Here is a 19,459-nt window from a genome sequence, read left to right as displayed (position 1 = left end):
GCGATCCGAGGGGAGTGGGCATGTCCGACGGGGGGCTCGAGGTCGTCCAGGTCAAGTACGGGGAGCGGATGGTCGAGCGCAGCGTCGTGTTCCACGACTACGGCCAGTACGGCCTGCCCGACGCGCAGCTGCACATGGAGTACAACTTCTGGGTCATCCGCGACGGGCAGACCGTGGTGCTGTTCGACACCGGCTACGACATCCCCGAGCGCGACTGGCTCGGCGAGATCCCCGTCGTGTCCACGCCCGACGGCCTGGCCATGCTCGGCATCGACCCCGCCGACGTCTCGATGGTGATCACGTCCCACTTCCACTACGACCACATCGGTTACCTGCGGCTGTTCACCAACGCGCGGGTCGTCAGCGGTCAGGCGGAGTACGACTACTGGTTCGGCAAGTGGGAGCGCGACGAGCTCGAGGGCGAGTTCACCATCGCCGAGCACCTTGAACCGGTGCGGCGCGCCCGGGACGAGGGCAGGCTCTGGCTGGTGGGCGAGAAGACCGACGTCCATCCCGGGATCAGCGTGTACCCGGTGGGCGGGCACTGCCCCGGTGAGCTGCTGACCACGGTGCAGAGCCGCTCCGGCCCGCTCATCCTGGCGGCGGACGCGGCCCACTTCTACGAGCAGATCGAGAACGAGTGGCCTTTCTTCGCCTTCACCGACCTGCAGGAGATGCGCTCGGCCCTGCGGTTCATCAACCAGCTCGCCGCCGAGACCGGCGCGACGGTCGTCCCGGCCACGACGGCCGGGTGCGAGACAGGTTCCCCGCGGTCGAGGGCGAGGCGGCCCGCATCGCCACCGTGCTCGGCTGACCCCGATATCCACGACGAGGAGACCGACCATGACGTTGACCGCGGAGCAGGAAGCGCTCAAGAAGGAGTTCATCGAGGTGCGCGGCACCTGGGGTGAGCCCTGGGAGGGCATGCTGCGGCTGCACCCGGAGTTCCTGCGCTCGTACCTGAACTTCTCCGCCGTCCCGTGGCGCAAGAACCACCTCGACGACAAGACCAAGGCGTTCATCTACATCGCGGTCGACGCCGCCGCCACCCACATGTACCTGCCGGGCGTGCGGCAGCACATCAAGTCCGCGCTGAAGTACGGCGCCACCCCGCAGGAGATCATGGAGGTGCTCGAGCTCACCAGCACGCTGGGCATCCACGCGATGAACATCGGCGTGCCGATCCTGGTGGAGGTGCTCGAGGAGAAGGGCCTGCGCACGGGTGCGGCGGAGCTGGACGAGTACCAGGAACGGCTCAAGGCCGAGTTCACGAAGACGCGCGGCTACTGGCACGCGTTCTGGGACGAGATGCTCGAGCTCGACCCCGAGATCTTCGACGCCTACACCGAGTTCAGCTCCGTCCCGTGGCGCAGCGGCACGCTCGAGCCGAAGATCAAGGAGTTCGTCTACATCGCCTTCGACACGGCGGCCACCCACCTGTACGTCAAGGGGCTCAAGCTGCACATCGAGAACGCGATCGGCTACGGCGCCACGCCCCAGGAGATCCTCGAGATCATGGAGATCGCCTCGGTGATCGGCATCCACGCCGCCACCTCGGCCGTGCCGATCCTGCTCGAGGAGATGGAGGCCGCCGGGCTGCCGCTGCCCGACGCCGAATCCTGACCCACCGCGAACGGGGGAGCGGAACCGATGGTGGATCGGCTGAAGGGCAAGGTCGCGCTCATCACCGGCGCGGCCCGCGGCCAGGGCCGGGAGATGGCCGAGCTGTTCATGCGGGAGGGCGCGAAGGCCGTCGTCTCGGGCGACGTCCTCGACGCCGCCGACACCGAGGACAGCAAGGTCACCTTCGTGAAGATGGACGTCACGCAGGCCGACCGGTGGAAGTCGGTCGTCGCCGAGCACGGCCGCATCGACATCCTCATAAACAACGCGCGGTGTGCGAGTACGAACCGATCCTCGAGACCACCGAGGAGCAGTACGACCGCCTGCTCGACATCGACCTGAAGAGCATCTTCCTCGGCATGCGCGAGGTGCTGCCGCACATGATCCGGCAGAAGGCGGGCTCGATCATCAACGTCTCGTCCATCTGGGGCCTGGCCGGCGTGCCCAACTCGTACGCCTACCAGGCTGCGAAGGGGGCGATCCTCAACGTCAGCAAGAACGTGGCGGCCACCCACGGGAAGGACGGGGTGGGCTGCAACTCCCTGCACCCCGGCTACATCCTCTCGCCGATCAACGAGCACCAGGCCCCGGAGATCAACGAGGCGCTCATCAACGGCACCGTGCTGAAACGCCCGGGCGTGCCGATCGAGACGGCCTATGCGGCGCTGTTCCTCGCCAGTGACGTGGCGCCGTAGGCCGTGCCCCGAACGCCAGCAAGGTGGCTTTACTGGCGCAATATGCCAGTAAAGCCACCTTGCTGGCATAAGGGAGGCCTGGGGCACGGCCCCAGCGGGTGCAACCCCCGTGCAACGGTTGCCTCGCCGCGCCGACCGGAGTGAAGTGGGTCACGCGGGGCATCGACGCCCCGTCGAGGCTCGGAGGCGCGGGTGCAGCACGGTGGGTCGAACGGGCGGGTGATGCCGTCTGCGAGCACGGAGCTGCCGGTCGTGGCGGGCTCGTGCATCGGCATCGTCGCGAACCCCATGTCCGGGCGGGACATCCGCCGGCTCGTCGCCCAGGCCTCGGTCTTCCCGAACGCGGAGAAGACCAACATGGCGCTGCGGCTGATCGCCGCGGCGGGGGCCACGGGGGTGGCCCGCGTGTTGATGTCCACCGATGCCATGGGCGTCGCGGCGGGCGTGCTGCGGGCACACGACAAGCGCCGCGCGGACGCCGCGCGCTGGCCCGAGCTGGAGTTCGTCGAGCTCGACGCGATCAGCGGCACCGCCGACGACACGCGCGCGCTGGTGCGCCGGATGGTGGACGCGGGCGCGTCGGTGATCGTGCTGCTCGGTGGGGACGGCACCGTGCGCGCGGCCGCGGCGGCGAGCGGGGACGCCGCGCTGCTGCCGCTGTCGACCGGCACGAACAACGCGTTCCCCGAGATGTGGGAAGCCACGGTGGCGGGCACGGCGGCCGGGCTCGTGTCGACCGGCCGCGTGCCCGTCGACGAGGCGACCTACCGGGCGAAGGCCCTGCACGTGGTCGCGGGTGCGAGCCACGAGCTCGCCCTCGTCGACGTGTGCGTCTCGACGGTGACGCACGTGGGGTCCCGCGCGCTGTGGCAGCCGGCCACGCTGCGGGAGCTGTACTGCGCGTTCGCCGAGCCGCACGCGATCGGCCTGTCCAGCATCGCCGGGCTGCTGCACCCGGCCGCCCGCACCGACCCGCACGGGGTAGTGGTGCGGCTGGCGGGCGCCGACGCCGCACCGCAGACCGTGCTCGCCCCGATCGCGCCGGGCGTCGTGGCGCCGGTCGGTGTGCACCGGGCCGGCCCGCTCGACCCCGGACGGTCGCACGCCGTGGAGCTGGAACGGGGCACCGTCGCCGTCGACGGCGAGCGGGAGATCGAGTTCGGGCCGACGACCCCGGTCACGGTGACGCTCGCGGCGGACGGGCCACGGGTGCTCGACGTGCGGACCGTCCTCGCCGCCGCGGCGCAGCGGCGGCTGCTCGACCCGGACGCGACCACGGAGGAGGTGCGCTCATGAGAGCGGCGCGATTCCACGGCAGGGGTGACATCAGGGTCGAGGAGGTCCCCGACCCGCAGGTGGGCCCGGGCCAGGTCGAGGTGAGCGTCGACTGGTGCGGGATCTGCGGCACCGACCTGCACGAGTTCCTCGAGGGCCCGATCTTCATCCCGCCGGAGGGGGCGCCGCACCCGATCACCGGGTCGGCGCTGCCGGTCGTCATGGGGCACGAGTTCGCGGGCGTCGTGTCCGCGGTCGGGTCCGGCGTGACGCGCCTGCAGGAGGGCGACCGCGTCGCCGTCGAGCCCTACTACGTGTGCGGTGAGTGCGTGGCCTGCGCGGCGGGCCGCTACAACATCTGCCGCAAGCTCGGCTTCGTCGGCCTGTCCGGGCAGGACGGCGGGTTCGCGGAGCGGTGCGTCGTGGACGCGCGCTGGGCGCACCCGCTCGGCGACCTCCCCACGGACGTCGGGGCCCTCGTCGAGCCGCTCGCCGTGGGCTACCACGCCGTGCGGTTGTCCGGGCTGCGGCCGGGTGGCACGGCCGCGGTGTTCGGCGCGGGCCCGATCGGCCTGGTCACCACGGCGGCGTTGAAGGCCGCGGGCGCCGGCCGGGTGGTGGTGGTCGAACCGGCGGCCGCGCGGAAGGCGAAGGCCACCGGGGCGGGTGCCGACGAGGTCGTCGACCCGACCGGCACCGACGCGCCCGCCGCGATCCGCGATCTCACGGGTGGCGGTGCCGACGTGGCGTTCGAGTGCGCCGGGGTCGACGCGGTGCTGGCCGCCGCGATCGGTTCCGTGCGCCCGGGGGGCACGGTCGTGAACGTCGCGATCTGGGGACACGTGCCGCAGGTGCCGATGAACGAGCTCGTGTTCTCCGAGGTCGCGGTGGTCGGTTCGCTCGCGTACTGCGGCGACCACGCCGACACGATCGCCCTGCTCCGCGACGGGACGGTCGACGCCCAGCAGTTCATCACCGGCCGGATCGGGCTGGCCGACATCGTCGATCGCGGCTTCCGCGAGCTGATCGACAACAAGGAGGAGAACGTGAAGGTCCTCGTGTCACCGAAGGAGGCGCTGTCATGACCGGCACCCTGCCCACCCCCACGTCCCAGGAGCTCACACCCGACCAGCTCCTCGACGCCTACCGCGTGATGCGCACGATCCGGGACTTCGAGGAGCGGGTGCACGAGGAGTTCGCGAGCGGGGACATCCCCGGCTTCGTGCACCTGTACGCGGGGGAGGAGGCGTCCGCGGCGGGCGTGTGCGCCCACCTCGACGACCGCGACGCCATCGCCTCCACCCACCGCGGCCACGGCCACTGCATCGCCAAGGGCGTCGACATCACGGCGATGATGGCCGAGATCTACGGCCGCAGCACCGGGTCGTGCCGCGGCAAGGGCGGCTCGATGCACATCGCCGACCTGTCCAAGGGCATGCTCGGGGCCAACGGGATCGTCGGTGGTGGCCCGCCGCTCATCTGCGGCCGCGCGCTGGCGTCGAAGCACAAGGGTGACGGCGGGGTCGCGGTCGCGTTCTTCGGTGACGGCGCCTCCAACCAGGGCACCACCCTGGAGTCGCTGAACCTGGCCACCGTGTGGAACCTGCCGGCGATCTTCGTGGCGGAGAACAACGGGTACGCCGAGTCGACGTCGTCCACGTGGTCGGTGGCGAGCGACGACATCGCCGACCGGGCCGCGGCGTTCGGGATGCCCGGTGTGATCGTCGACGGGTTCGACTTCTTCGCCGTGCACGAGGCCGCGGGCGAGGCGGTGGCCCGGGCCCGCGAGGGCGGTGGCCCGACGCTGATCGAGGTCAAGTTCACCCGGTACTTCGGGCACTTCGAGGGCGACCAGCAGCTCTACCGCGGCGCGGAGGTCGCCGACGCCCGCGAGCGGCTGGACTGCCTGAAGCGGTTCCGGGCACGGGTCACCGAGGCGGGGCAGCTGTCCGCCGAGCAGCTCGACCGGATCGACACCGAGGTCGCCGCCGCGGTCGACCAGGCCGTCGCGGCCGCGAAGGCCGCCCCGAAACCCGGCGTGGACGACCTGCTCACCGACGTCTACGTCTCGTACTGATCGGAGGGTTCGACGATGGCACGCAACATCACCTACCGCGAGGCGATCAACGAGGCGCTGGCGAGCGAGATGGAGCGCGACGAGCGCGTGATCGTCATGGGTGAGGACAACGCGGGTGGCGAGGGGGCGCCCGGCGAGAACGACGCGTGGGGCGGGGTGCTCGGCGTCACGAAGGGCCTGTACGGCAGGTTCCCGGGCCGGGTGCTGGACACCCCGATCTCGGAGTCGGCGTTCATCGGGGCCGCGATCGGCGCCGCGACCGGCGGGATGCGCCCGGTGGCCGAGCTGATGTTCATCGACTTCATGGGCGTCTGCTTCGACCAGATCTTCAACCAGGCCGCCAAGTTCCGGTACATGTTCGGCGGGAAGGCCGTCACCCCCGTCGTGATCCGCACGATGTGGGGCGCGGGCCTGCGGGCCGCGGCGCAGCACTCACAGTCGCTGCTGTCGGTGTTCACCCACGTCCCGGGTCTGAAGGTCGCGGCGCCGTCCAACGCGTACGACGCGAAGGGCTTGATGATCGCCTCGATCCGCGACGACGACCCGGTGATCTTCGCCGAGCACAAGATGCTCTACGACACCTCGGCCGACGTTCCGGAGGAGAGCTACGTGCTCCCGTTCGGGGAGGCCAACGTCGTGCGCGAGGGCGGGGACGTCACGATCGTGGCCATCGGCCGGATGGTGCACACCGCCCTGGAGGCGGCCGAGGAGCTCGCGGGCTCCGGCGTGCAGGCCGAGGTGATCGACCCGCGGACCACCAGCCCGCTGGACGTCGACACGATCCTGGAGTCGGTGGAGAACACCGGCCGCCTGGTGGTGGTGGACGAGTCCAACCCGCGCTGCTCGCTCGCCACCGACGTGGCGGCCACGGTGGCGCAGGACGCGTTCGGGTCGCTGCGCGCGCCGATCCAGCTGGTGACCGGGCCGCACACCCCGGTGCCGTTCACCGACGCGCTGGAGGACCTGTACATCCCGGACGCGGCGAAGATCGCCGGCGCGGTGAAGACGGCGGTCGACTATGCCCGATGATCGGATCCTGACCGTCACGATGCCCAAGTGGGGCCTCTCGATGAAGACGGGCAAGATCGTCGACTGGTTCGTGTCCGAGGGCGACACGATCGCCAAGGGCGACGACATCGTCGACATCGAGACCGACAAGATCGCGGGCACCCTGGAGTCACCGGTGGAGGGCCCGGTGCGGCGGATCATCGCCGAACCCGGCTCGGACCTGCCGGTGGGCGCGGTGCTCGCCGTCGTGGCCCCGGCCGAGGTGCCCGACGCGGAGATCGACGCCGTCGTCGAGGAGGCGAAGGCGGCCGTCGAGTCCGGGGCGCTCGAGGGGGAGGACGAGCCGGAACCCCAGCTCGTCGACGTCGGCGGGCGGACGATCTCCTACGTGTCCCTCGGGCCCGACGACGCCGGCGTCCCGGTCGTGCTCGTGCACGGCTACGGCGGCGACAAGAACTCCTGGCTGTTCGTGCAGCAGCCGCTCGCCGAGGAGGGACACCGCGCGATCGCGCTCGACCTGCCCGGGCACGGGGCGTCCGGCAAGGACGTGGGCGACGGCTCGCTCCGGACGCTCACCGACACCGTCACCGGGTTCCTCGACGCCCGCGGGATCGAGCGGGCGCACCTGGTGGGGCACTCGCTCGGCGGCGCGGTCGTGGCCGCCGTGGCGAAGGCCGAGCCGGGGAAGGTGGCGTCCCTGACGTTGATCGCCCCGGCCGGCTTCACCCCGGACGCGGACGCGGAGTACCTGCGCGGGTTCGCATCCGCGTCCTCGCGGCGGGAGCTGAAACCCCTGGTGGGACGGCTGTTCTCGGACGAGTCGCTCGTCACGCGCCAGCTCGTCGACGACCTGCTGCGCTACAAGCGGCTCGACGGCGTCGACAAGGCGCTCACCGCCGTGCTCGGCACCCTGCTGGGCGAGGGTGACCGGCAGGCCATCGACACCCGGGCCCTCCTGGAGGGCGTCGATGTGCCGGTGACGATCGTGTGGGGCACGTCCGACCGCATCCTGCCGGTGCCCGACGGCGTGGAGCTGACGCGGGTGGCCGCGGGGCACATGCCGCAGATGGAGGCGCCCGGGGAGGTACTGGCGGCGGTGAAGGCGCGCCTCTAGAACGCCGGCAAGGTGGCCATACTGGCGTAATGCGCCAGCATGGCCACCTTGCTGGCATCGGGGGTACGTAGTTCTCCGACTACCGCCCCGGGCACGGCCGTCCTTACCCTGCGCCTCCTGACCCGAGGGGGTGTGCCATGACGGCTGAGACCGTGGCGACGACCTACGACATCGAGGGCAGGCTGCTGGAGGTCTGCACCTGCAACGTCCTGTGCCCCTGCTGGGTGGGCGAGGACCCCGACGGCAACGGCACCTGCGACTCCATCCTCGGCTGGTACGTCGACCGGGGCACGGTGCAGGGGGTGGACGTGTCCGGCCACTGCGTCTGCGCGTCGAGCCACATCCCCGGCAACGTGCTGGCAGGCAACTGGAAGGTCGCCCTGTTCGTCGACGACCAGTGCAGCGACGAGCAGCAGTCCGCGTTGATGAACGTCTTCACCGGTCAGCTCGGGGGCCCCGTGGCCGACCTCGCCGCCCTGATCGGGGAGGTCGTGGCGGTCGAGCGGGTGCCGATCACCTTCGACGTCGTGGAGGGCAAGGGCTACATCAAGATCGGTGAGGTCGCCGAGGCGCGCCTCGTGCAGTACCTAGGGCCGACGGGACAGCCCACCACGCTGCACGAATCGATCTTCTCCACGATCCCCGGCTCGCCCGCCTACGTCGGCAAGGCCGAGAACTTCCGGCGCGACGGCAGCAGGCACGGCCTGCCGGATGTCTCGGTCATGGGCCAGAACGCCATCCAGGGCTCGTTCCACTTCGCGGCCTGATCGTGCCGGGGCTCGTCTCCGCGGCGGCGCGTGCCCGCCACGACCCCGGGGTCGTCCTCTGGGTCGTGGCGGGTGCGTGTTGGGTCCTGACCGCATCGCTCGTCGTCGCGGGGCCTGCGGGAGCGGGTCACCACGGCGCGGCGCCCGGAGCTGCGCCGTCGTCCTGGTTCGCGCTCCTCGCCGTCTGGCTGGTGATGATCGGCGCGATGATGCTGCCGACCGTGGTGCCGATGGTGCGGATGTTCGACGTGGTCAGCGCACGGGCCCCGCGCCGCGCGGCCGTGCGTGCGGCGTTCCTGGCCGGGTACCTGGCGGTCTGGACGGGGTTCGCCGGGGTCGCGCTGCTCGGCGACGCCGCGGTGGACGCGCTCGTCGCGGCGTGGGCGTGGCTCGCCGCCCGGCCCGGGCTCGTGCTCGGGCCGGCGCTCCTGCTGGCGGGCGCCGTGCAGTTCAGCCCGCTCAAGAACGCCTGTCTGACGGCGTGCCGCAACCCGGTCGGGTTCCTCTGGCAGCACTACCGCCGCGGTACCGCCGGCGCCTGGCGGCTGGGGCTGCGGCACGGCCTGTCGTGCCTGGGCTGCTGCTGGGCGCTGATGCTCGTGATGGTCGCCACCGGCCTCGGCAGCCTGGTGTGGATGGTCGGGCTCACGGTCGTGATGGTGATCGAGAAGACGGCGCCGCGGGGTGCCCGGCTGGTGGTCCCGGTCGGGATCGTGCTGCTCGTGGCCGGCGCGTCGCTGACGCTCTCGGCGCTGCTGACCCCGCCGGCCCCGGCCTGACGGGACGCCAGCAAGGTGGCTTTGCTGGCCGATTACGCCAGTAAAGCCACCTTGCCGGCATAGCGGGGCGGGGGCCTGCGAGCGGGGCGGGGGCCCTAGCTCGTGATGTCCTTGCGCTGGAACCGCCAGATCGCGGCTGCGCCCAGCACCAGCGCGTAGATCGACGCCGAGAGCGCGCCCCGCGTCATGCCGTCCCAGTCGACCGGGTTGCCGAGCAGGCCGGCCCAGGCGTCGTCGAAGTGGGTGGGCAGGAAGTCGCGCAGGCCCTCGAGCGCGGTGATCTGGTCGAGGATCTGCGACACGATCGACACCATGACCGCGCCGCCGACGGCGCCGAGCGGGGCGTCGGTCGACACCGACAGCAGCAGTGCGAGCGCCGCCACCCAGCTCAGGTGCACCGCGAGGTACACGGCGCCGGACAGGACCCGTACGACGCCGGGGCCGTAGTCGAGGGAGGCGCCGGTGGGGCTCACCATGTCGCCCGCGCCGTAGGCGAGGGTGCCGACCACGAGCGACACGGCCGGCAGCAGGAGCAGGGCGACGAGCGACAGCACCGCCGCCACCACCGTCTTCTGGCGCAGCAGGCGCGCCCGCGGCACGGGCGCCGCGAGCAGGTACCGCAGGCTCGACCAGGACGCCTCCGCGGCCACCGTGTCGCCGAAGAACAGCGCCACGACCACGACCAGCAGGAACGACGACGAGGCGAACATCGCGAACACGGCGAAGTTCAGCCCGCTGCCGGTGGCGAGGTCGACGAGGCTGAGCGAGTTGGTGGGCGGGGCGTCCGGGGCCAGCTCGAACGCCACCCACAGCAGCACGGGCAGCAGCACGACCAGGCCGAACACCACCTGCGTGCGCCTGCGCCGCAGCTGCCGCTCCAGCTCGACCCGCACCGGCAGGGTGCGTTCGGGCCGGAAGGACCGCCGCGTGACCGGCGACGGTGGCGTCCTGGTGCTCTCCGTCGTCGTATGCGGTGTCATGGTGTCCGGTCCTCCCCGACGAGCTGCAGGAACGCGTCCTCGAGGCGCCGCCGCGGGCCGGCCGCGGCCACCTCGACGCCGGCCGCGACGAGCGCCCGCACGGCCTCGGCGCGCGGCGTGCCGTTGAGCTCGGCGTGCACGCCGCCCTCGACCACCTCGACCGAGAGGACGCCCGCGAGGTCGGACAGCACGGACGCGGCGCGCTCGGGCGCGTCGACGGTGAAGGTGGCCGCGCCACCGCCGGCGATGATCTCCTCGACCGTGCCGTCCGCCACCACCTCGCCGCGGTGCATGACGACCACGTGCGTGCAGGTCTGCTCCACCTCGGCGAGCAGGTGGCTGGACACCACGACGGTGCGGCCCCGCGCGGCGTAGCGGCGCAGGACCTCGCGCATCGCCGAGATCTGGGGCGGGTCGAGCCCGTTGGTCGGCTCGTCGAGCACGAGGAGGTCGGGGAGCCCGAGCATCGCCTGCGCGATGGCGAGCCGCTGGCGCATGCCCTGGCTGTACGTGCCAACCCGGCGCCCGAGCGCCGCGCCGAGGTCGGCGATCTCCAGGGCCTCCTCGACGTGCGCCTCGGCGGCCGGGCGGCCGGTGGCGGCCCAGTAGAGGCGCAGGTTGTCGGCGCCGGACAGGTGGGGGAGGAACCCGGGGCCCTCCACGAACGCGCCGATCCGCGCCAGCACGGGCGAGCCCGGCCCGATCGGCTGCCCGAAGGCGCTGACCGTGCCCGCGGTGGGGCGCACCAGCCCCATGAGCATGCGCAGCACGGTGGTCTTGCCTGCCCCGTTGGGGCCGAGCAAGCCGAGCACGATGCCCTGCTCGACGGTGAACGACACGTCCTTCACCGCCTGGAATCCACCGGCGTAGGTCTTGGCGAGACCGCTGACCCGCAGCGGCGGCCCGTCTTCGGCGGCGACGGGCGCGGTGGCGCGCCGGCGGCGTAGCCGGAACCCCATCCAGCCGAGGAGGGCGATCGCGAGCACCACGGCGATGCCGACGAGCGGGCCGAGCGGCACCGTGGAGGCGGTGGCGCTGGTGCCCGGCACCACCGGCACGATGAGGTCGCCGGTGACGTCGACCTGCCAGACCGCGGGCTCGACCGGGCTGGTGAAGCCCTGGTCGGTGGTGGCGATCGAGACGGCGAGCCGGTTGCCGGACTCGACGGGTGCCACCAGGCCGGGCAGCGTCACCGTGACCGTCGCAGGCGTGCCGTCGGCGGGAACCGGTACGCGCATCGGCGCGACGGCGCCGCCGAGCAGGGTGCGCCTGCCGTCCGGGTCCAGCTCCGTGACGCGCGCGAAGAGCACGGCCTCGGCCGGCGCGGGCTGACCCGGCACCCGCGCGACGCTCACCTGCACCCGCGGGGCGCCTGCCAGCACGAGCGAGGCCTCGAGCGGGGGCGTGCGGAACGTGGCGGACTGACCCGCCGGATCGGCCGCGAACGCCGAGATCCGCCCGGCGGCGGATCCGAGCGCGCCCCCGAGACCGGGCAGCGAGGTGATCGCGGCGGGCCGGCCGCCCGCCGGGTGCACGATCTCCTGCGCGTCGCCCTCCAGCGGCAGCGGCGTGGTGAGCAGCGCCGCGGCTCCGGGCAGGCCCGGGTACGCCGGTGCGGCGAGCGTGCGGCTGGTGGGCGTGTTGGAACCGGCCCGCACCCCGCTGGGCACCACGTAGGAGAAGCCGGTGCCCGGGTCGTCGCCGATGCCGGCGAGGTGGAAGTCGAACCAGTCGCCGACGGTGTCGCGGACGGCCTCGGCCGGAGCGGCGCCGTCGTGCCCGCCCGCGAACCACTCCACCTTCACGCGGCCGCCCGCACCCGTGATCTGCCGCGCCGTCGCGTCGGCCTGGTCGAGGCCGAACAGCGTGTCCTGCTCGCCCTGCACCAGCAGCGTCGGCGCGGTGATCCGGTCGGCCACGGTGGCGGGCGACGAGCGGCGCAGGAGCTCCGCCGTGGCGGGGGAGATCCGGCCGGTGGTGGCCGCCTCGGTGTAGGCCGCGCAGATCTCCGCGGTGAAGCGGCCGCACGGGTTCGCCGGTCCGGCGCTCGCCGCCGCGGCGCCCGGCTCGTCCGAGGTCTCGTCGCGCCCGGCCGAGAAGAGCAGCCCCGCCCAGCCGCTCTTGAACACCCCGTCCGGCGCGGCGATGCCGTGCGCGGGCGTGTCGGCAGGCGGCGGCGCCGCGGCTGCCGCGTTCGGGAACAGCGCCTGGCCCAGGTTGTTCCAGGTGATCACCGGGGCGAGGGCGTCGACGCGCGGGTCGAGCCCGGCGAGGAGCAGCGCGAGCGCCCCGCCGTACGACGCGCCGGTGACGCCCACCCGCGGGTCGCCGGGCGCGTCCTGGACCACGTCGGGACGACCGGCGAGCCGGTCGACGAGGGCCCGCGCGTCGGCCACCTCGTGGTCGGGGGAGTCGAGGGCGATCTGCCCGGTGCTCGTGCCGAACCCCCGCGCCGACCACGTGAGCACCACGAAGCCGCGTGCCGCGAGCGCGCGGGCGTCGGCGTCGACCGAGGCCTTGCTCCCGCCGAAGCCGTGCGCCACGAGCACGGCGGGAGCCGGCGTGGTGGCGGGGAGGTAGAGCGAGGTGTCGAGCTCGACGCCGTCGGCCGTGGTGACACGCTCTTCCGCCACCCGCACGTCCGCGGGCGCCGCGGCACCCGTGAGCAGGAGGCCACCCAGCACGGCGAGCACGGCGCTGAGCGCGAGGGACGGCCTGCCGCCGCGGGTGGGGTGCACGCGACGACGTTACGGGGTGGCCCTCGGTGAGGCCCTCAGTCCGCTCTCAGCCCGCGGCCGGCCCCGGCAGGGTGACCTCGTCGAAGTGCTCCACCCGCGGGTTGCCGTCCAGGAACGGGCCGATGTGGCTGCGCCAGCGGGCGAAGTTCTCGGACTCGCGGAACCCGACGGTGTGGGCCTCGACGCTGTCCCACCCGATGATGAGCACGAACCGGCCGGGCGACTCGATGCCCTTCGTGAGCCGCGCGTTGCGGAACCCGGGGGTGTCGGCGACGTACCGGATGCCCTCCCGCACCGCGTCGGCGAACTCTGCGCCGGTGCCGGGCAACACGGTGATGTCGGCGATCTCCAGAACCATCTCCGCATCCTCGCACGCGTGGAACGGGCGCGATCGGGGCACAGAAGCGGCATGGAGCACTTCACCATCGCGTCCGTCGCGGAGAGCAGCGACGACTTCCGGCGTGTCCTCTGGACCGGCGAGCACACCCAGCTCGTGATCATGACCATCCCGCCGGGCGGCGAGATCGGCGAGGAGGTCCACGAGGGGATCGACCAGATCCTCACCTTCGTCAGCGGCACGGCCGAGGCGCAGGTCGGCGGTGAGAAGAAGGCCGTCGAACCGGGCGACCTGGTCGTCGTGCCGGCGGGCACGAAGCACAACTTCGTGAACACGGGCCCGAACCCGCTCGTGCTGTACACGGTCTACGGCCCGCCCGACCACGCCCCCGGCGCCGTGCACCGCACGAAGGAGGAAGCCGACGCCGCGGAGGAGTCGGGCGAGGACGAGCCGCCGACCTCCTGACGGAGGCCCGCGCCAGGGGACCGGCACGTCCGTTCCGACCCGTTCGACGGACCATCGGAGAGACACCGCTCACACCCCGGCGCGTCCAGCTTTCCCATCTGCGGCCGGTGCGCAACCGTTGCTCCATGAGTGCCGCAGGAGCGGAACCGGCGACGAGCCGGGACTGGAAGGACGAGTTGGTCGAGCTGCACGTCCTCGCAGCCAACGGGGACACCGCCGCCGCCTCGAGGGCCGAGGAGTGGCTCGCGAGCGATCCCGAGGCGCGCAAGGCGTGGGCCGAGGTGGAAGCCACCTGCGACCGGATTCGCGGATCCGAGGGATGATGCCACCGCTTTCCTCCTGACTCGTCCACCCGAGAGGCAATAGCCTCGTCGGGGGCGACGGTTCGGGAGGACGGTCGTGGCACAGCGAGGTGTGGTCGCCGCCGGGCATCCGGCGTCGGCCGAGGCGGGCGTGGCGGCCCTGCGCGCCGGCGGCAATGCCGTCGACGGCGCGGTGGCCGCCGTCGTCACGTCGTTCGTGGCGGAGCCACTGCTCACCGGCCTGGGCGCGGGCGGATACCTGCTCGTCGCCCCACCGGGTGAGCAGCCCGAGCTGCTCGACTTCTTCGTGTCGGTGCCCGGCCGCGGTGCCGGGGTGTCCCCGCTGCCGATGACGCGCGTCGTCGTGTCGTTCGAGGACGCCACCCAGGTCTTCGACATCGGGGCGTCGTCGTGCGCGACGTACGGCGCGCCCGCGGGCGTCGCGGCCGCGGTGGAGCGGTTCGGCCGCATGCCCCTGACCGACCTCACCGCCCCGGCGGCCCGGCTCGCCCGCACCGGCGTGCGGGTCAACGCGATGCAGGCGTACGTGTTCGGGCTGCTCGCCAACGTCGTGGACGCCACCCCGGAGGCCGCCGCGCAGTTCCTCGTGGACGGCCGGGCGCCGCGGGAGGGCGACCTGCTCCGCGACCCGCAGCTCGCCGACGCCCTCGACCGCCTCGGCGCGGAAGGGGCGGAGCCGTTCTACACCGGTGACATCGCCCGTGCGGTGTCCGAACGGGTGTGCGCGGGCGGCGGCGTGCTGACCCCGGCCGACCTCGCGGCCTACCACGTCGTGCCGCGCGTCCCGCTGCGCGTCGACTACCGCGGGCGCGAGGTGTTCACCAACCCGCCGCCGAGCGCGGGCGGCACGCGGCTGGTGCGCGCACTGGCGCAGCTGGACGCCGAACCGGGTGCGCCGGACGTGGCCGGCATCGCCGCGGCACTCGCGGTGGGGGAGCGCGCCCCGGCGCCGTCCGCCGCCGGAAGGCTCGGCTCCACCACCCACGTCTCCGTGCTGGACGCCGACGGGTGGGCCTGCTCGGTGACCTGCTCCAACGGCGCCTGCTCCGGCGTCACGGTGCCCGGCACCGGCGTCCACCTCAACAACATGCTCGGCGAGCACGACCTCGTCGGCCCGGCCGAACCCGGGCAGCGGCTGCCGTCCTCGATGGCCCCCACCGTGGTGCGCCGCGCCGGCGCCGCCGAGCTCGTGGTCGGCTCCGCGGGCTCGCGCCGCATCCGCAGCGCGCTCCTGCAGGTCCTCGTGAACGCGATCGACCGGGGCATGTCGCTGCAGGACGCGGTGGACGCCCCGCGGTTGCACGTCGAGAGCGGGATCGCCTACGCCGAGCCCGGAATCGACCTCGCGGCGCTCGAGGCCGTCTGCGGGCGCGTCATGGTCTTCGACGCCCCGAACCTGTTCTTCGGCGGGTGCCAGGCCGTCCGCCGCGACCCCGGCACCGGCGCCGTCACCGGGGGAGCGGACGCCCGGCGGTGCGGCGCCGTGGCGGTGGCTTGAACGGCCTCTCTACGCGGGTCACTGCCGCCGCGCCCGCGCCCGCCGCTTCCCCTCGTGCATGGCGGCGACCCGCGCGATCGGGATCTCGTGGCCTTCCTCCAGCAGGTCGGCGGGTGGCTTCTGCGGCTGCGGCATGCGCTCGCGCCACGGGTCGGCGTCGCCGAGCAGGCCGACGGCCGTGTGGACGGTGAAGTCGCGGGGCGTCACCCGGTCGAGGTCGTCCCAGGCCACCGGGAACGACACCGGCACGCCCGGCCGCACCCGCGGGCTGTACGCCGCCACCACCGTGGCACCACCCGACCGGGTGGAGTCCAGGAACACCTTCCCGTCCCGGTCGTCCTTGATGTACGCCGTGGTGGCGACGTCGGGATCGACGCGCTCGGCCCGCGCGGCGAGCGCCCGGGTGGCTGCGGCGGCGTCCTCGAAGCCGACGTCGTCGGCGAGGGGCACGAAGATGTGCAGGCCCTTCGAGCCGCTCGTCTTGACCACGCCCTCGAGCCCGCTGTCGGCGAGCGCCTGCTGCACCAGCCGCGCCGCCCGCACGACGTGCGCGAAGTCGTCGCCGGCGGGCGGGTCGAGGTCCAGGACCAGGTACGTGGGGTGCGGCTCACCCACGCGCATCAGGGTCGGGTGGAACTCCACCGAGCGCTGGTTGGCGAACCACAACAGCGTGCGGCGGTCGTTCGCCAGCGCGTAGCGCACCTGGCGCCGCGACGCCTCGGCCCACACCGTGGTGGTCTCGATCCAGTCCGGGGTGTACTTGGGCACGTTCTTCTGCATGAACGGCTCCTGCCCCGGCCGGACCCGGATCACCGAGAGCGGCCGCTGCCGCAATTCGGGCAGGATGCGGTCGCGCACCGCGTCGAGGTAGTCGACGAGGTCACGCTTGGTGGCGTCGGCGCCGTCGAAGAGCGGCTGGTCGAGGTTGGTCAGCTCCACCCCGTCCCGCGTCTCCACGGTCTTCGCGCGGCTCACCAGGGCACTCAACCACGCCCGCCCGTGCTCAGCCAGGTGGCAGGTGGTGGAGATCCACGTCGATGAGGGCGCCGTCGGCGACCCGCGCCGTCATCCACGTGAACGTCGGCTGCCGCCGCCGGTCGGTGGGGGAACCGGGGTTGAGCAGGCGCAGCCCGCCCTCCGCCGTGGTGTCCCACGGGATGTGGCTGTGGCCGAAGACCAGCACGTCCACGTCGGGGTACGCCCGCGCGCAGCGCCGCTCGCGCCCCGCGGAGGCGCCGGTCTCGTGCACCACGGCGAACCGGACGCCGCCAAGCTCGACACGGGCGACCTCCGGCAGGCGGGCCCGCAATGCGGCGCCGTCGTTGTTGCCGAACACCCCGACGAGGCGCTGCGCCCTGGCCTCGAGCGCGTCCAGCAGGTCGACCGACACCCAGTCACCCGCGTGGATCACCACGTCGGCGGCGTCGACGGCCGCCCACACCGGCGCGGGCAGGTCCTTCGCCCGCACCGGGACGTGGGTGTCCGAGATCAGCAGCAGGTCCAGGATCAGTGCACGTTCACGAGGTCGACGACGAAGATCAGCGTCTCGCCGGGCTTGATCGCACCGCCCGCGCCGCGGTCGCCGTAACCGAGGTGCGGCGGGATCACCAGCCGGCGGCGGCCGCCGACCTTCATGCCGGCCACGCCGCGGTCCCAGCCCGCGATGACACGGCCCGCGCCGAGCGGGAACTGGAAGGTCGAGCCGCGGTTCCAGGAGGCGTCGAACTCCTCGCCGGTGGAGTGGGCCACGCCCACGTAGTGCACCTCGACGGTGCGGCCCGGGGTCGCCTCCTCCCCGATGCCGGGGTTCAGGTCCTGGACCAGCAGGTCCGCGGGGGCCGGGCCGTCGTGCGGGTCGACGTCGGGTCGTTGCAGTGCCACGTTCTTCCTCCTGACGGTGGGCCCGCCCAGCGTGCCAGACCGCGCGGCGGCGGGTAGACAGGGCTCGTGGCGACGCCGGATGCGCGGCGGTCCGACGCGGAGGCGCCGGACCCGAACCGGTGGCGGGCCCTGTCGGTCACCCTGGTGGCCGGCTTCATGAGCCTGCTCGACGTCAGCATCGTCTCGGTGGCGCTGCCGTCGCTGCAGCGCAGCCTCGGCGCCGAACCGGCGGCCGTGCAGTGGGTCGTCTCCGGGTACGCGCTCACGTTCGGACTCGCGCTCGTCCCCGCGGGCCGGCTCGGCGACGCGCTCGGGCGGCGGCGGATGTTCCTCGGAGCGCTCTCGGCGTTCGTGCTGTTCAGCGGGCTGGCCGGCATGGCCCCCGGCATCGGGCTGCTGGTCGCCGCCCGGCTCGCGCAGGGTCTCGCCGCCGGGGCGCTCGCCCCGCAGAACTCGGGGTTGATCCAGCAGCTCTTCGACGGCGACGAGCGCGGGAGGGCCTTCGGCCTCTTCGGCGCCACCGTCGGGATCTCCACGGCGGTCGGCCCGGTCGTCGGCGGCGTGATCCTCGCGCTCGCGGGCGGGCCCGACGGGTGGCGGTGGATCTTCCTCGTGAACGTGCCGATCGGGGTGGTCGCGCTCGTGCTCGCCGCCCGGCTCCTGCCCCGGGCGGCGCCCGGGCGCACCGGGCAGATCGACGTCGTCGGCGGCCTCCTGCTCGGCGGCGCCGTGCTCGCGGTGCTGCTCCCGCTCGCCGACGCCGACTCAGGCGGCGTGGGCAGGATGTGGTGGCTGTTCCCCGTCGCGGCCGGGTTGATCACCCTGTTCCTGTGGTGGGAGCGGCGTGTGATGCGCAGGCGCGGCGCCCCGCTGCTCGACCTGCGTCTGTTCTCCGGCACGCGCGGCTACGCCCCCGGCGCGGCGCTCGGCACCGTCTACTTCCTGGGGTTCTCCGGCATCTGGCTGGTGTTCGCGCTGTTCCTGCAGAACGGGCTGGGCTACACCCCGCTGCAGTCGGGGCTCTCGGTCACCGCGTTCGCGCTCGGGTCCGCGGTGTCGGCAGCCGTCGGCGGGCGGCTGGTGGAGCGCTTCGGCCGCCGGCTGACCGTCATCGGGTTGGTCGGCGTGCTCACCGGACTGGTCGCCACCGTCGGGGTGGTGCTGCTGGTGCCCGCGCACCAGCTCACGGGAGCGCTCGCACCGGCCCTGCTCGTCGCCGGGATCGGCGGCGGCCTGGTGATCTCCCCGAACATCACGCTGACGCTGCGCGAGGTGCCGGTGCGGATGGCCGGCTCGGCCGGGGGCGCGCTGCAGACCGGACAGCGGGTCGGCGCGGCGGTCGGCACGGCCGCGCTGCCCGGCGTGTACTACCTGGTCCTCGACGTCACCGGGCAGAACTTCCGGCTCGCCGCGGCCGTGGCGCTCTCCGGCGCGGTGTTGTCGGTGACCGCGGCGCTCGTCATCGCCGTGTGGGACCTGCGGCACGAGCGCATCGCGCGGCGCCGCTGCTCCGAGGAGGAGGTGCACGGCTACGACCACGCCGCGCACGGCTGACACCCCGCGAGTCCCCCGTCCGGCGGCGTGAGTCGCGCGTTTGACGGCGTGAGTCGCGCGTTCCCTGGGCCGAGTTGCGCGCGGTGCGAGGGGACGGTCGTCGGGCCCCGACGCGGGGACGACGCCACGCGCGGGTGCCGCGGCCCCGTCGGATGCGCGAACGGGGGCCGCGGCCCGGAGACGGGAGACTCGCGCGTCGAAACGGGAGACTCGCCCCAGGGGTCCGCGAGTCTCGCGTTTGGCGGCGTGAGTCGCGCCTTCCCTGGGCCGAGTTGCGCGCGGCGCGAGGCGACGGTCGTCGGGCGCCGACGCCGAGGGCCACGTCACGCGCGGCTGCCGCGGCCC

19 protein-coding genes and 1 pseudogene are annotated in these 19,459 nt (G+C 73.3%); 14 read left to right on the top strand and 6 right to left on the bottom strand.

What is annotated here, in order from left to right:
- Window positions 1-20 precede the first annotated feature (20 nt).
- The 10 genes and pseudogenes from ACFPL3_RS18005 (at window position 21) to ACFPL3_RS17960 (ending at window position 9,338) form a co-directional block, all read left to right on the top strand.
- Window positions 21-911 (top strand): N-acyl homoserine lactonase family protein, encoded by an 891-nt coding sequence (locus ACFPL3_RS18005; RefSeq protein ID WP_343946926.1) that lies wholly within the window; start codon window positions 21-23, stop codon window positions 909-911.
- A complete protein-coding gene (locus ACFPL3_RS18000; protein ID WP_343946925.1) occupies window positions 844-1,623 on the top strand; it encodes a carboxymuconolactone decarboxylase family protein in 780 nt (259 codons plus the stop codon). The genes ACFPL3_RS18005 and ACFPL3_RS18000 overlap by 68 nt, the downstream gene beginning before the upstream one ends.
- Window positions 1,624-1,650: 27 nt before the next feature.
- A pseudogene (locus ACFPL3_RS17995) lies at window positions 1,651-2,318 on the top strand (SDR family NAD(P)-dependent oxidoreductase).
- A 222-nt stretch (window positions 2,319-2,540) separates the two neighbouring features.
- Window positions 2,541-3,614 carry an ATP-NAD kinase family protein gene (locus ACFPL3_RS17990; protein ID WP_343946922.1) on the top strand — a complete coding sequence of 358 codons (1,074 nt, stop codon included), beginning with the start codon at window positions 2,541-2,543 and terminating at the stop codon, window positions 3,612-3,614.
- Window positions 3,611-4,678 carry a 2,3-butanediol dehydrogenase gene (locus tag ACFPL3_RS17985; RefSeq protein WP_343946921.1) on the top strand — a complete coding sequence of 356 codons (1,068 nt, stop codon included), beginning with the start codon at window positions 3,611-3,613 and terminating at the stop codon, window positions 4,676-4,678. The genes ACFPL3_RS17990 and ACFPL3_RS17985 overlap by 4 nt, the downstream gene beginning before the upstream one ends.
- The gene (locus ACFPL3_RS17980) at window positions 4,675-5,670 is read left to right on the top strand and encodes a thiamine pyrophosphate-dependent dehydrogenase E1 component subunit alpha (RefSeq protein ID WP_343946920.1); all 996 of its coding nucleotides are present in this window, start codon (window positions 4,675-4,677) and stop codon (window positions 5,668-5,670) included. The genes ACFPL3_RS17985 and ACFPL3_RS17980 overlap by 4 nt, the downstream gene beginning before the upstream one ends.
- A 15-nt stretch (window positions 5,671-5,685) precedes the next feature.
- Complete coding sequence (locus tag ACFPL3_RS17975; protein ID WP_343946919.1) at window positions 5,686-6,699, top strand: alpha-ketoacid dehydrogenase subunit beta; 1,014 nt, start codon at window positions 5,686-5,688, stop codon at window positions 6,697-6,699.
- A complete protein-coding gene (locus ACFPL3_RS17970; RefSeq protein ID WP_343946918.1) occupies window positions 6,689-7,792 on the top strand; it encodes an acetoin dehydrogenase dihydrolipoyllysine-residue acetyltransferase subunit in 1,104 nt (367 codons plus the stop codon). Before ACFPL3_RS17975 ends, ACFPL3_RS17970 begins: the two co-directional genes overlap by 11 nt.
- 137 nt (window positions 7,793-7,929) lie before the next feature.
- Window positions 7,930-8,559: a DUF1326 domain-containing protein gene (locus ACFPL3_RS17965; protein ID WP_343946917.1), complete on the top strand. Its 630-nt coding sequence runs from the start codon at window positions 7,930-7,932 to the stop codon at window positions 8,557-8,559.
- 2 nt (window positions 8,560-8,561) lie between these two features.
- Window positions 8,562-9,338: a DUF2182 domain-containing protein gene (locus ACFPL3_RS17960; RefSeq protein WP_343946916.1), complete on the top strand. Its 777-nt coding sequence runs from the start codon at window positions 8,562-8,564 to the stop codon at window positions 9,336-9,338.
- A 95-nt stretch (window positions 9,339-9,433) separates the two neighbouring features.
- On the opposite strand, the gene ACFPL3_RS17955 is transcribed toward ACFPL3_RS17960, so the two are convergent.
- Genes ACFPL3_RS17955 through ACFPL3_RS17945 form a run of 3 tightly spaced genes read right to left on the bottom strand, consistent with a single transcriptional unit; the run spans window position 9,434 to window position 13,414 of the window.
- Window positions 9,434-10,318 carry an ABC transporter permease gene (locus tag ACFPL3_RS17955; protein ID WP_343946915.1) on the bottom strand — a complete coding sequence of 295 codons (885 nt, stop codon included), beginning with the start codon at window positions 10,316-10,318 and terminating at the stop codon, window positions 9,434-9,436.
- Window positions 10,315-13,056, bottom strand: coding sequence for an alpha/beta fold hydrolase (locus ACFPL3_RS17950; protein WP_343946914.1), 2,742 nt, complete (start codon window positions 13,054-13,056; stop codon window positions 10,315-10,317). Before ACFPL3_RS17950 ends, ACFPL3_RS17955 begins: the two co-directional genes overlap by 4 nt.
- 46 nt (window positions 13,057-13,102) lie before the next feature.
- Complete coding sequence (locus ACFPL3_RS17945) at window positions 13,103-13,414, bottom strand: antibiotic biosynthesis monooxygenase family protein (RefSeq protein WP_343946913.1); 312 nt, start codon at window positions 13,412-13,414, stop codon at window positions 13,103-13,105.
- 51 nt (window positions 13,415-13,465) lie between these two features.
- Between ACFPL3_RS17945 and ACFPL3_RS17940 the strand changes: the two genes are divergently transcribed.
- The 3 genes from ACFPL3_RS17940 to ACFPL3_RS17930 all read left to right on the top strand — a co-directional run bounded on the left by ACFPL3_RS17940 (window position 13,466) and on the right by ACFPL3_RS17930 (window position 15,679).
- A complete protein-coding gene (locus ACFPL3_RS17940) occupies window positions 13,466-13,858 on the top strand; it encodes a cupin domain-containing protein (protein ID WP_343946912.1) in 393 nt (130 codons plus the stop codon).
- 125 nt (window positions 13,859-13,983) lie between these two features.
- On the top strand, window positions 13,984-14,181 hold the full coding sequence (locus ACFPL3_RS17935) for a hypothetical protein (RefSeq protein ID WP_343946911.1): 198 nt from the start codon (window positions 13,984-13,986) through the stop codon (window positions 14,179-14,181).
- 76 nt (window positions 14,182-14,257) lie between these two features.
- Window positions 14,258-15,679: a gamma-glutamyltransferase gene (locus ACFPL3_RS17930; RefSeq protein ID WP_343946910.1), complete on the top strand. Its 1,422-nt coding sequence runs from the start codon at window positions 14,258-14,260 to the stop codon at window positions 15,677-15,679.
- 18 nt (window positions 15,680-15,697) lie between these two features.
- Here ACFPL3_RS17930 and ligD read toward each other — a convergent pair whose 3' ends face one another.
- The 3 genes from ligD to ACFPL3_RS17915 are packed head-to-tail and all read right to left on the bottom strand — an operon-like array spanning window position 15,698 to window position 17,560.
- Entirely contained in the window at window positions 15,698-16,654 is a 957-nt protein-coding gene (gene ligD / locus ACFPL3_RS17925) for a non-homologous end-joining DNA ligase (RefSeq protein ID WP_343946909.1), read from the bottom strand.
- A gap of 28 nt (window positions 16,655-16,682) precedes the next feature.
- The gene (locus ACFPL3_RS17920) at window positions 16,683-17,183 is read right to left on the bottom strand and encodes a metallophosphoesterase family protein (RefSeq protein WP_343946940.1); all 501 of its coding nucleotides are present in this window, start codon (window positions 17,181-17,183) and stop codon (window positions 16,683-16,685) included.
- Window positions 17,184-17,185: 2 nt separating this feature from the next.
- Complete coding sequence (locus ACFPL3_RS17915) at window positions 17,186-17,560, bottom strand: FKBP-type peptidyl-prolyl cis-trans isomerase (protein WP_343946908.1); 375 nt, start codon at window positions 17,558-17,560, stop codon at window positions 17,186-17,188.
- 66 nt (window positions 17,561-17,626) lie between these two features.
- Here ACFPL3_RS17915 and ACFPL3_RS17910 point away from each other — a divergent pair, with 66 nt between their 5' ends.
- Window positions 17,627-19,114: an MFS transporter gene (locus ACFPL3_RS17910; protein WP_343946907.1), complete on the top strand. Its 1,488-nt coding sequence runs from the start codon at window positions 17,627-17,629 to the stop codon at window positions 19,112-19,114.
- The last annotated feature ends 345 nt before the right edge of the window (window positions 19,115-19,459 follow it).

This window comes from Pseudonocardia zijingensis (assembly GCF_042657305.1).
GTDB lineage: Bacteria > Actinomycetota > Actinomycetes > Mycobacteriales > Pseudonocardiaceae > Pseudonocardia > Pseudonocardia zijingensis.
Note: the sequence above shows the minus strand (reverse complement) of the source record. Positions and strands in the feature narration are given on the sequence as shown.